Below are 11,493 nucleotides of genomic sequence, written 5' to 3' on the forward strand. Positions count from 1 at the left end.
ACCATCGCCCGGAAGTCGTTCGTTCCCCCAGGTCAGGGGCCCAGCATCGAGGGAGCGGCACTCCGGTGGGGAGGTCGGATCGGTGATCCCCAGCCAACTCCCAGGGCTCCCAGCCGATCCCCAGGACTCCCAGGCGACTGCCAGGGTTCACAAGGAACTCCCAGACTCGACCCGCCCGCGCGGCGCGACGCCGACCGATACTGAGGGAATGACCGATTCAAGCCAGCCGCCCCGCGGGTACGTTCGAGGGGCGCGGGTCCTCGTCGTGGAGGACGAGCCGAGCATCGCCGACGTCCTGTCCATCACCCTGCGCTTCCACGGCTTCGACGTGTCCACCGCCGCGACCGTCCGCCAGGCACGCCACCTGGCCGAACACGTACGCCCGGACGCCGTCCTGCTCGACGTGATGCTGCCGGACGGCGACGGCCGCGAACTGGGGCGCGAACTGCGGTCGGCGCTGCCCGAGGCGGGGATCGTCTTCGTCACCGCGCGGGACGCACCCGCCGAGGTCGTCGGCGCGCTCGGCTTCGGCGACGACTACATCACCAAGCCGTTCCACATCGACGAGGTCGTCGCCCGGATCACCGCCGTGCTGCGCCGCACCCGCCCCGCGGACGTCCTGCCCCGGCGCGCGCCGCTGCGCCACGGCGACCTGGAACTGGACGAGACGACGTACACGGTCAGCCGGGGTGCCCGCAGTGCCCAGCTCACCCCGACCGAGTACGCACTGCTGCGCTTCCTGGTCCGCAACGCCGGGCAGATCGTGCCGAAGGAGGAACTGCTGCGCCACGTCTGGCAGTACCAGCACCCGGCCGAGTCGACCGTCGTGGAGACGTACATCAGCTATCTGCGGCGCAAGCTCGGGACCCTGGGGCCGCCGCTGATCACGACCCGGCGCGGCGTCGGCTACGGGCTCACCTGAGGGCCCGGCGGTGACCTACCGTGCGTCGTCCCGGCGCCGCCTCCGGCGCTGCTTCCCCTACCGGGGGGCGCGCTCGCTGCGGGCGAAACTCACCCTGATCAACGTCGCACTGCTGATGTGCGCCATCGTCGTGGCGTGCATGGTGAGCCTGATGGGGATGCGCCACTTCTTCCTCGACACCATCGACAAACAACTGGTGTCGACGCGCGACTCGATCGCGGAGTCCAGCCTCACCCTGCGACAGATCGAGGCGCTGAGCACCCTGGGCATCGCCCTCGACGAGTTGTCGCCCGGCAGCGGCGAACGGGGGCTGCTGCCGCACTCGGACTTCCGGTTCGTCGCCGTCGACGCGTCCGGCACGGCGATCCGGGTCGCCGGACTGGAGCCGACCGGCCGGCAACGGGATCTCGCGGCTGCCGTGGACGACGCGAGGCGGCTGGTCCGGTCCGACCGGCCGGTGGACGTCACCTTGGGCGACGAGCCGTTCCGTGCGACGGCGGCGACCCTGGACGACGGGACGACCGTGGTGCTGGCCGGGTCCACGGAGTTCGTCCACACCAACATCCGCAAGGCGGTGAAGTTCGACCTCGGGCTGAGCACGGTCCTGTTGGGGCTGCTCGCGGTGCTGACGATGATCGGTGCCCGCCACCGGCTGCGGCCCCTGGAGGACATGGTCGAGACGGCGTCCGCGATCGCCGACGGGGACCTGACCCGGCGGGTGCCGTCCAGCCGCCATCCTGCCACCGAGGTGGAGCAGTTGCGGATCGCGCTGAACTCGATGCTCCAGCAGGTGGAGACGGCCTACAGCACCCGGGAGCGCAGCGCCGAACAGCTGCGGCAGTTCGTCGCGGATGCCAGCCACGAGTTGCGCACCCCGCTGTCGGCGATCCGCGGATACCTCCAGTTGTTCGACCGAGGGATGCTGAACGCGCCCGAGGACCGGGACCGGGCCTGGTCGCGGATCAACTCCGAGGTGGACCGCATGCACCGGCTGGTGGACGAGTTGCTGATGCTCGCCCGGCTGGACCAACGCGCCGAACTGCGGATGCGGAACACCGATGTGTGCGCCCTGGTGCGGGACGCGGCGGCCGACCTCCGGGCCCAGCAGCCGGAGCGGCCCGTGACGGTACGGGCCGACGGGGTGCTGCTGGTGCACGCGGACGAGTCCGGACTGCGCCAGGTGCTGGGGAACCTGGTGGGCAACGTGCGGGTGCACACTCCGCGGGACGCACCCGTCGAACTGTCGGTCCGGCGCGCGGACGACACGGTGACGGTGGAGGTGGCGGACCGGGGTCCGGGGCTCGCCGAGGAGGACGCCGTACGGGTCTTCGACCGCTTCTTCCGGGCGGGCGGCGGAGCGGGCAGCGGGCTGGGGCTGGCGATCGTCCGGGGGGTGGTCGACGCGCACGGGGGACGGGTCACAGTGCGCCGACGGTCCGGGGGCGGGCTCGCGGTGGTGGTCGCCCTGCCCGCCGGGCCCGGCAGCCGGGGCTACCCGGGCGGGACGGCCGGCGGCACCTCGGTCGGCGGTCCGGCTTCCGTCCCGGCTGCCGGGCCCTCGCCCGCGTCGCCGCCGTCGCCGCCCTGGCCTCCCCCGTTGCCCTCGTCGTCATCGGCCTCCGGGGCGGCGGGCAAGGGGAGATGACGGTCCTGGTGCGTCCCGGCCATCGGGTCGCACAGGAGGCCGGTGCGTTCAGCAGCGCGCGGGTGCGTGCCCCGTCGGGGTCGTCGCGCAGCTCGTAGATCTCCAGGCGCTGCTCGGGCCGGGTTCACCACGGGACCGTGGCCCGGGTCAGAGCGGTGAGTCCCAGGTGACCGGGATGTGCGCGTACCCCGTGAGCAGACGGTCCGGAAGCCAGGCCAGTTCGGACTCGGGGACGGCCAGGCGCAGGCCGGGGAGCCGGCGCAGCACGGCCGGGGCCGCGACGGTCAGCAACAGGCGGGAGATGGGGGCACCGAGGCAGCGGTGCATCCCGTGGCCGAAGGTGAGGTGGCCGCCCACCGGGCGGGAGAAGTCGAGGGAATCGGGCTCCGGAAAGCGTGCGGGGTCGTGATTGGCGGCGGGGATCACCGGAAGGACGGCGCTGCCCCTCGGGATCGTCGTGCCCGCGATCACCACGTCCTCGGTGGTGATCCGCAGAAGGCTGGACTCCACGGCGTTGGTGTAGCGCAGCAGCTCCTCGACGCACTCCCCGGGCCGGTCGGAGGCGACCAGTTCGGCCGCATGCGCCGGTGAGCACAGCAGGGCCACGAGGATCAGGCCGAGCTGGTAGACGAGGGTGCTCAGACCGCCGACGAGCAGGAACATGGCGAGGGCTTCGAGTTCCAGCTCGGTGACCCGCCCTTCGTCGTAGCAGCGCCGGGCGAGGGTGCTGAGCACGTCGTCGCCGGGGTCGCGACGGCGTTCGGCGATCACCTCCCTGAGGTGGAGGTGGAGCAGACGGCGTGTCTCGTCGATCTCCTGCTGCGGGTGGCCGCTGAGGTCGGTGAGGATTCCGGTCCAGCGCAGCAACTTCTCCGCGTCGCCGGCCGGGATGCCGAGGTACTCCAGGAGGACGGTGGCGGGCAGCCGTGTGCACAGGGTCCCCGCGAGGTCCACCGGCGGCCTGCTGGTCAGCAGTTCCGTGAGGTGATCCTCGGTGGCCCGCTCGATCCGCGGGCGGAGCCGTTCCACGGAATCCTGGCTGAAGGCCGGTGCCACCAGACGGCGCAACCGGGGGTGGTCGGGACGGTCCATGTTGGCGAGGGTGGCGAGCAGCAGATGATCGGCGATGCCGACCGCGCCGAAGCGGAGGCCGGCCAGTTCCAGGCTGCGGGAGAACCGGGGGTCGCTGAGGACGGTGCGGGCGTCGTCGTACCGGGTGACCAGGTAGGTGGGGTCGCCGCTGGGCATGGCGGCCCGGACCACGGGGGCGTCCCGGCGGAACCGCGCGTACTCGGCGGGGAGCCGGGTCGCGGGCGTGCGGGGGAAGGGGAAGCGGTGCGGACAGTGCTCCATGGATCGGCTCTCCTCGCTGTGCGGGCGCGTGCCCGATGTCAGGTGTGGGTCCGGGTCTCCGTCAGTACCTCCCGCACTCCGGCCACGGCTTCGGCCACCTCCGCGTCCGAGATCACCAGCGGGGGTGCCAGCGTCAGGGCGCGCGGGCCGCCCCGGACGAGGACTCCGGTACGGTCCCGGATCCGGTCGGCGAGGGCGTAGGTGCCTTCGGGGAGAGGCTCACGCCTGCCGTGCCCCTGGACGATCTCGACGGCTGCCATCAGTCCGTACTGGCGCACCTCACCCACCCGCGGAAGCTCCCGCAGCCCGCCGAGTCCTTCGCCGAGCAGGGCTCCGGCGCGGTCGGCGGCGGCGAGCAGCCCCTCGCGTTCGATGATGTCCAGGTTGGCGAGGGCGACGGCGCAGCCGGTGGGGTGGCCGCTGTAGGTGTGGCCCGCGGGGAAGCCCTCGTGGGAGTCGAGGACCCCGGCGATCGCCTCGTCGGCCAGGACGGCGCCGAGGGGGAAGTAGCCCGAGGTCAGCCCTTTGGAGAGGACGGTGAGATCGGGTCGTACGCCCATGCGGTCGGCGGCGTACCAGGCACCGGTCCGGCCGAACGCGGTGACCACCTCGTCCAGGATCAGCAGGATTCCGTGGCGGCGCAGGGCCTGTGCGACGCGTGGCCAGTAGTCGGGCGGCGGAGCCACCATGCCGCCCAGCGCGAGGACGGGCTCCCCGATCAGGGCGGCGATCCGGTGGGCGCCGATCTCGGCGATGGCCGCCTCCAGTTCCTGGAGGAGCAGATCGGTGACGCGCTCGGGTGGCTGTCCGAGGGCGTAGGGGTACGGGGCGGAGAGGCGGTGCACCTGGCCGGGGTGTGGTCCGAATCCGGTGGTGTAGGCGGGGAAGTCGGAGAGCTCCCCGCTGGCGTACCCGGCGCCGTGATAGGCGGCGCTCCGGGTCAGGATCCAGGTGCGGTCGGCGGCACCGCGCCGGTGGTGGTACCCGCGGGCCATCCGCAGTGCGACCTCGACGCCCTCGGAACCGCCGCCGGTGAAGAGGACACGGCGGCCGGGTACGCCTCCGAGCCGGACGAGACGCTCGGCGAGGGCAATGGCCCTGTCATGGGTGAAGTCCCAGAAGACCGTGGAGTATTCGAGGCGGCGCAGCTGATCGGCGGCGGCCTCGGCGATCTCCCGCCGGCCGTGGCCCACCTGGCAGAGCCACATGCCGGCGGTGGCGTCGAGGTAGGAGCGGCCCCGGGCGTCGGTGAGACGGCAGCCTTCGCCCGAGACGATGACGACGCGGTCCTTCCGGTCGGCGGGGAGGAAGGGGTGAATGAGGTGGGAGCGGTCCCGCTCCTCCCAGTTCTGAGCGGTGGGCTCATCCATCAGGGGCACGTCCTCGACAGGGTTCGGTGGGGTGGGCGGGGCGGAAGGAGAGGTCCAGGACCCGGAGACGGTCCGGTACGAGCCGGGCCCAGCGGTTGTCGGCGGCGCCGGGTCCCCCGGGGGCGAAGCGGGGGTCCCAGCGGGCCTCGTCCGGGCCGAGGTAGCGGCGCAGTTTCCGGCGGGCCCGGGGGACGTCGAAGCCGGTGATCTCCCCCCGCCCTTGGGCGACGACCTGACGGACCCGGCCGGTGGCGAGTTCGCAGTCGTCCACGACCAGGGTGAACGACGAGGAGTGCGCGAGTCGGCGCGGGAGGCGCGACCAGCCGCCGGTGATGACCCAGAAGGTCTCGTCCTCCCAGAGGTACCAGACCGGCTGGACGGCCAGCCGGTGGGTGGCCAGCCGGGCGACCAGCGGCCGGGCGAGGTAGGCCGCCATGTCGAAGGGGGGCTCCTGATCGGGTCGGAGCAGCCCGTCGGGGCCGCGACGGTAGACAGCGCCGTGCACGTCAGCCGGTCCCGCGCGGTACGGCCGTCCGGGAGCGGCACAGTGCCCGTGCCAGCCGGGAACAGCCCTTCGCCAACTGGTCACGGCTGGGGGCCGAGTAGGAGAGTCGCAGGGTGGCGGGGTCGGGATCGCGGGCGTAGAAGGCGGCGCCGGGAACGTAGGCGACACCCTCCGCCACGGCGTCGGAAAGGAGTGCCCCCGCGTCGCGGCCGTCGGCGAGGCGGGCCCAGACGAAGAAGCCTCCGCCGGGCCGCTGATAGGTCAGCTCGTCCCCGAGATGGGTGCGGAGCGCGTCGTCCAGGATGTCCCGGCGTTCCCGGTAGATCCGGCGCAGTCGCTCCAGCCGGTGGGCGAGCCGGGCGGGGTCACTGACCATGGAGTGCACCAGGAGCTGGGACAGAGTCGAGTTGCCGAGGTCGGCGGCCTCCTTGAGCCGGTGCAGCGGGGTGGCCAGTGCCTCGGGCACGACGACGTAGCCGGTCCTGGCGGCGGGGCTGAGCGTCTTGGAGAAACTGCCGAGGGTCACGACCCGGTCACAGCCGGCCGCCACCGGTGGGAGGTCGGCGGCTCCAGGGGTGAAGCCGAGGTCACGGTAGGGGTCGTCCTCCACGACCAGGACACCGTGGCGATCGGCGAGGCGCGCGAGCACGGCGCGCTGGAGACGGCTGAGGGTGTCCCCGGTCGGGTTGGCGTACGTGGGGACGGTGTAGATCATCCGCACGGGTTCGCGGGCGAGTGCGCGGTCGAGCGCGGTCAGCTCCGGATCGGCGGCGATGGGCACGTCGATGACGCGGGCCCGGTGGAGGCCGAGGAGTTGCAGCACGCCGCTGTAGCTGGGCCGGTCCACGAGGACGGTGTCCCCGGGTTCGAGCACGGCCCGGCACACCAGGTCGAAACCCTGCTGGGAGCCGTGGACGACGACGACCTGCCGGGCCGTCACGGGTCTGCCGGTGCGGCGGGCGGTGTCGGTGGCGATCCACTCGCGCAGGGCCGGCAGCCCGGCGGTCTCGCCGTACTGGAGCGCCCCCGGACGGGAGAGCACTCCGTCGAGGAGGGAACGCGTCTCGTCGTCGGGCAGGGCCTCGGCGGCGGGAGCGCCCGCGGCGAGCGAGACCGTACCGCCGCGCGCCGCCATCCCCAGCGCCTGGGCGATGGGGGAGGGCCGGAGCCCGGCCACGGCCCGGGAGACCGTACGGCCGTGCGGGGCCCTGGCCACCGTCGCGTGCCCGTCGTCGTGCGACTCCCGTGGGGTGGGACCCCCGCCCCGGCTACCGGGTGCCGGGTGGCAGGGCCCGCCCTCACGCATCGGCGACCTTGGGCAGCACGTCCCGGCCGAGCAGCGTCACGGTACGCATCGCCGCGTCCTGGGAGATGTCCCCGTACCGGACGTGCAGGCTGGTCTCCGCGCCCGGGTAGCGGGCGGCGATCTCCTGGAGGGCGTCGGCGGCGTCGGCCGGGGAGCCCGCGATGACATTCCCCGCGTCGAGGAGGTCCTGGAAGCGGGTGCCCCGCACCGCTGCCTCCATGTGCTCGTACCCCGGGTACTGGTCCGAGCGGACATCACGCCAGGACGCGTATGCCTCCAACTGCTTGGCCGTGTAATCGGCGAAGTGCCGCTCGGCCTCCGCCAGCGCCTCGGCGCGATCCGGGGCGACATAGGCGTGGTAGCTGACATGGACGCGGCCCGGGCCCGGGTGACCGTGGGCGGCGCGGGCCTCGCGGTACCTCTCCAGCAGGCCCGCGAGACGCCCGTGGGAGGCGACGATCGGGATGATCATGAGGTTGTGGCCGCGTTCCCCGGCCCAGACGAAGGAGTCCTCGGAGACGGTCGCGGCCACATAGACCGGCGGATGGGGCCGCTGCGCCGGTCGGGGCAGGAGCACAGGCAGCGGGCCGAACCGGTGGAAGGTCCCCTCCCAGCGGAATCCGCCGCCGCTCCAGAGCCGGACGACGGCGTCGACTCCCTCGCGCATCCGGTCCTTGCTCTCGTCCATCGGGACGCCGAACGCCGCGAACTCGGTGGGGAGGAAGGCCCGGCCGAAGCCGGCGTCGAGGCGGCCCCCGGAGAGGTTGTCGAGCACGGCGAGCGAGGCGGCGAGCTTGACCGGATGGGTGAACGCGGGGACACATGCCCCGGTCACCAGCCGTACGCGGTGGGTCCGTGCGGCGACCGCCGAGAGGAACGCCACCGGGTCGGGGCTGTACCCGCCCCAGGGGTGGAAGTAGTGCTCGACGGCCTTCACATGGGCGAAGCCGAGCCGGTCCGCGGTGGTGCAGAGATCGAGGCAGTCCGCGTAGAACTCGGCTGCCGGGAGTTCCTCGGGGGCGAGGGTGGGGAGGAAGTTGAGCCCGATCCTCATCGTGGTGGCTGTCCTGCCTTGCTGGTGAGGGCCCGGACCGGTCGGCCGGCCCGGGGGCGGCGGTCAGTGCGGGCCGGTGGCGAGGCAGAGATTGGTGAACTGCCGGTCGGCGTACTCCAGCCTGCTGAGCATGGCGCCGGTCTCGCGGGCGATGTCGTCGGGGATCGCACGGGGGGTGCCGGCGGCCTCGGCGAGGAGCTGTACCTCGGCGGCGCGTTCCATCGCCACATGGAGCCAGGCGGCCTCGCCGATCGAGCGCCCGCCGGTGACCCAGCCATGACTCTGGAGGATGACCGCCGAACCCCCGCCGAGGGTCCTGGCGATCTCCTTGCCCTCGTCCCGGTCGGTCACCGGGCCGCCGAACCGGGGGTAGACCTCATGGCGGTCGAAGAGCAGACACGCGTCCTGGGTGAGGGGGGCGAGGGGGCGGCCGAGAGTCGAGAACGCCTTGCCGAACCGGGAGTGGGTGTGGGCGAAGGCCACCAGATCGGGCCGGGCCCGGTGGAGTTCGCCGTGGAGGGCGTCGACCGAGGGGTTGAGCGTGCCGCGGCCCTCGGCGATCCGCCCCCGCGCGTCGATGAGCAGCAGGTCTTCGACGGAGATCTGGGTGAAGTCGACTCCGAGGGGGTTGACCCAGTAGTGATCGGGGCGCTCGAGGTCGAGAGCGCTGAAGTATCCCGCGAGTCCGTGCCCGTAGCCGAGCGCGCCGAACAGCCGGATCGCCGATACCAGGTCCGCTGTGGTGTTCATGGGTCCTCCGGGGGGTGATCGGGGGCGCGGGGATACGGGTCAGGAGTTCTCGGGGGCGGTGTAGACACAGCGGAAGCCCACTTCGTTGTGCCGGTCGGTCAGCAGGTCCTTGCCGCGGTAGTACGTGGTGAGGCAGACCGGTGGCGAGGTCCACGTACCGCCTTTGAGGACATGGAAGGCCTCGGGCCGGTTCATGAACTCGACGCCCGTGCGGCCCCGGAAGAACGGCGCCATGTCCTGGCGGCTGAAGAAGTTGGTACGGGTGATCTCCCAGACGTTCCCCGCCATGTTGAGTGCGCCGCAAGGGCTCGCGCCACCGGGCAGGGAGTCGGCGGGAACCACCGGCTCCGGAGGCCAGGTGAGTGAGGTCCGCACCAGCAGGGCCTCCAACTCGTCCAGATCACGCGGAGGTTCGCCGGGGTAGGCCGTCTCGACGCTGCGGGCGCGCGCGGTGTCCCAGGTGTCGCCCCAGGGGTAGCGCCGGCCGTCGGTGCCCCGCGCGGCCTTCTCCCACTCGTCCTCCGACGGCAGCCGTCCGCCGGCCCAGCGGGCGAAGGCGTACGCGTCGTACCAGTCGACGCCGACGACGGGATGCCCGGGGGCGTTGAAGCGCGGGTCGCGCCAGTGGGCGGGGGTGTGGTCCTTCCCCTCGGGCTGGTCCGGATGGGCCCAGCGGCAAGGGTCGGGAGCGGAGCGCACGGCGTCGAGGAAGCGTCCGTACCGCTCGTTGGTCACGGTGGTGCGGTCGATGAGGAAGGACGGCAGCTCGATGACGCGGAGCGGGCTGTCGGTGTCGTCCATCAGGAACGGGCCGACCTCGTCCACGCGCGCACCGGCGATGGACGGGCCGCCGGGCACCAGGACCGCGTCGCCGAGGTCCGGGGATACGCGCTCGGCGTCGACCTGGGCGCGCAGGCCGGCGAAGTGCTCGTCCTCCAGGCGGCGCAGTTCCCCGGGGTCGCGGGAGCCGAAGATGTTCCACAGAGCGCGCTTGGTCAGGGCGGCTCCGCAGCCGACGGGCTTGCGCGCGTGGGCGGGGCGGCTGAAGTTGCTCGGCCACCCGGAGATACGGATCAGATGGGCCGCGGCCTCGGGCATCCGCAGGGCGTGCACGGCGTTGATGGCCGTGAAGGCCACCCAGTCCACGTCGTCGTGCGTGGCCGCGCAGATGGCCTCGCGGGCGGCCGCACCGTCGTGGAAGCGCGTGGCGAGGGTCTCGACGCAGATCCGCCGTACGTTCCAGTCGGCATGCCCTGTGGCGCTCCGGCACAGCAGGGACTCCAGCTCGGGTCCGGCGGGCTCGGCGGAGAGTTCCTTCCGGAGCAGCTCCAGCCGGGTGCGGTGGGCGGCGTCGTCCAGGGCGGCGAGCGCGGCGGCGCCCGGTAACTCGATGCACACGGGTTCTCGTCCTCGGTCGTGGTCGGGTTCTGGTCGTTCCCCTCCTGGGCCGCGGCCCACGGGCCCGGCCGCGGGCGCCGCCGTCCGAAGGCGGCGCCCGCCGCACCGCGTGGCCAGGGCGGCGGCCGTCCGGTTCTCCGCCCTGGCCCGGCCCTCAGCGGGAGCCACAGGTCACCACTTGGTGGCGGCCTCACCGGCCTCGCGGGAGCCCAGGAAGTCCTCGGCGCTCATGGGAATCACCTCCTTCCCCTGCTTCGGGTACGGGTTTCTCCGGCACGGGGACCTGCGGGAGCCGCTGTGCGGGTGAGGGCGTCCGCACCGGAGTGCCGGTACGGAACGGCCTGCTCGCACGGGGTCCCCGGCAGAGAAGGACGCGGATCAGAACGGCCGGTTGCCGGGGTCCGGGTAGCAGGCACCGAGCCTGCGCTGGACCAGCGCGTGCTCCTGCGTGTAGATCTCGACCAGCTCGTCCACCGTTCCCCGCCCCACGCCGAGCGCGTCGGCCAGGGCGCCGATCCGCTCCAGCTCTCCGGGCGCGAGGTCGCCGTCGGCGGCGGAGACACGGATGGTGTCGTAGAGCAGACAGCCGGCCGACGCCTGGACCCCCTGGGTCTGCGCGATGACCGCCTGGATCTCGTCGTCACCGGAGTACGTCTTCAGAAGCTCGACCACGTCGTCCGGACCGTGCATGCCCGCGATGAGACCGACGGCGTAGGCCCGTTCCTCGTCGGCGAGGTCTCCGTCACCCTTGGCGCAGATGAGGAGCGCCTTGCCGTAGGCGTCGAAGTCGGTCGCACTGGGAGCCTGACCGAACCCCCAGTAACTCTGGAAGATCCAACGCCGGCCGATCTCGGCGGAGCTCTCGGCAGTCGTCGTCACTCACATCACCTCCTGGCAACAGCGTGGTCCCACCTGTCGTGGGGCCAGCGATCACCAGAAGATACTGGGATTGCGACGTCTTCATGACAGAGGATCGATTCTTCGTTCATATGACCCTTTTTATGGACCTGCCTGGGCACTTCTCCCCCTGGTGGATGGACACGGGACAACCCGTTGTCCCGGAACGGCGAACGCGGTGAAGCGGCGTCCGGGGCCTCCGGACGGGGCCGCGGGAGTGCGTTGTCAGTGGCCACCGCTAACGTCTCGCCCATCGACGCACTGATGCCGGGATTCCCCGGCACGGCAGTGCT

Annotated in this window: 10 protein-coding genes; 2 read left to right on the plus strand and 8 right to left on the minus strand. The window is 72.4% G+C overall.

What is annotated here, in order from left to right:
* Positions 1-208: 208 nt before the first annotated feature.
* A complete protein-coding gene (locus SYYSPA8_RS01105; RefSeq protein WP_323444956.1) occupies positions 209-922 on the plus strand; it encodes a response regulator transcription factor in 714 nt (237 codons plus the stop codon).
* A 10-nt stretch (positions 923-932) separates the two neighbouring features.
* Complete coding sequence (locus SYYSPA8_RS01110) at positions 933-2,567, plus strand: sensor histidine kinase (RefSeq protein WP_323444957.1); 1,635 nt, start codon at positions 933-935, stop codon at positions 2,565-2,567.
* Between the two features lie 147 nt (positions 2,568-2,714).
* On the opposite strand, the gene SYYSPA8_RS01115 is transcribed toward SYYSPA8_RS01110, so the two are convergent.
* From SYYSPA8_RS01115 to SYYSPA8_RS01150, 8 genes are all read right to left on the minus strand, one after another.
* Entirely contained in the window at positions 2,715-3,920 is a 1,206-nt protein-coding gene (locus SYYSPA8_RS01115) for a cytochrome P450 (protein WP_323444958.1), read from the minus strand.
* 38 nt (positions 3,921-3,958) lie between these two features.
* Complete coding sequence (locus SYYSPA8_RS01120) at positions 3,959-5,290, minus strand: aminotransferase family protein (protein ID WP_323444959.1); 1,332 nt, start codon at positions 5,288-5,290, stop codon at positions 3,959-3,961.
* Positions 5,283-5,795 (minus strand): pyridoxamine 5'-phosphate oxidase family protein, encoded by a 513-nt coding sequence (locus SYYSPA8_RS01125; protein ID WP_323444960.1) that lies wholly within the window; start codon positions 5,793-5,795, stop codon positions 5,283-5,285. The genes SYYSPA8_RS01120 and SYYSPA8_RS01125 overlap by 8 nt, the downstream gene beginning before the upstream one ends.
* A 1-nt stretch (position 5,796) precedes the next feature.
* Positions 5,797-6,972, minus strand: a complete 1,176-nt coding sequence (locus SYYSPA8_RS01130) for an aminotransferase-like domain-containing protein (protein WP_323444961.1) — start codon at positions 6,970-6,972, stop codon at positions 5,797-5,799.
* 121 nt (positions 6,973-7,093) lie between these two features.
* Complete coding sequence (locus SYYSPA8_RS01135; RefSeq protein WP_323444962.1) at positions 7,094-8,155, minus strand: LLM class flavin-dependent oxidoreductase; 1,062 nt, start codon at positions 8,153-8,155, stop codon at positions 7,094-7,096.
* 63 nt (positions 8,156-8,218) lie between these two features.
* Positions 8,219-8,905, minus strand: coding sequence for a class II aldolase/adducin family protein (locus tag SYYSPA8_RS01140; RefSeq protein ID WP_323444963.1), 687 nt, complete (start codon positions 8,903-8,905; stop codon positions 8,219-8,221).
* A gap of 39 nt (positions 8,906-8,944) precedes the next feature.
* A complete protein-coding gene (locus SYYSPA8_RS01145; RefSeq protein WP_323444964.1) occupies positions 8,945-10,303 on the minus strand; it encodes a formylglycine-generating enzyme family protein in 1,359 nt (452 codons plus the stop codon).
* A 378-nt stretch (positions 10,304-10,681) separates the two neighbouring features.
* Positions 10,682-11,182, minus strand: coding sequence for a tellurite resistance TerB family protein (locus tag SYYSPA8_RS01150; protein ID WP_323444965.1), 501 nt, complete (start codon positions 11,180-11,182; stop codon positions 10,682-10,684).
* Positions 11,183-11,493: the final 311 nt, after the last annotated feature.

This window comes from Streptomyces yaizuensis, assembly GCF_034961445.1.
Classification (GTDB): Bacteria; Actinomycetota; Actinomycetes; order Streptomycetales; family Streptomycetaceae; genus Streptomyces; species Streptomyces yaizuensis.

What these genes read in the sequence shown, in the direction of transcription:
- SYYSPA8_RS01105 (WP_323444956.1), top strand. Translation starts at nt 209, where the DNA reads ATGACCGATTCAAGCCAGCCGCCCCGCGGGTACGTTCGAGGGGCGCGG.
- SYYSPA8_RS01115 (WP_323444958.1), bottom strand. Translation starts at nt 3,920, where the DNA reads ATGGAGCACTGTCCGCACCGCTTCCCCTTCCCCCGCACGCCCGCGACC.
- SYYSPA8_RS01120 (WP_323444959.1), bottom strand. Translation starts at nt 5,290, where the DNA reads ATGGATGAGCCCACCGCTCAGAACTGGGAGGAGCGGGACCGCTCCCAC.
- SYYSPA8_RS01135 (WP_323444962.1), bottom strand. Translation starts at nt 8,155, where the DNA reads ATGAGGATCGGGCTCAACTTCCTCCCCACCCTCGCCCCCGAGGAACTC.
- SYYSPA8_RS01140 (WP_323444963.1), bottom strand. Translation starts at nt 8,905, where the DNA reads ATGAACACCACAGCGGACCTGGTATCGGCGATCCGGCTGTTCGGCGCG.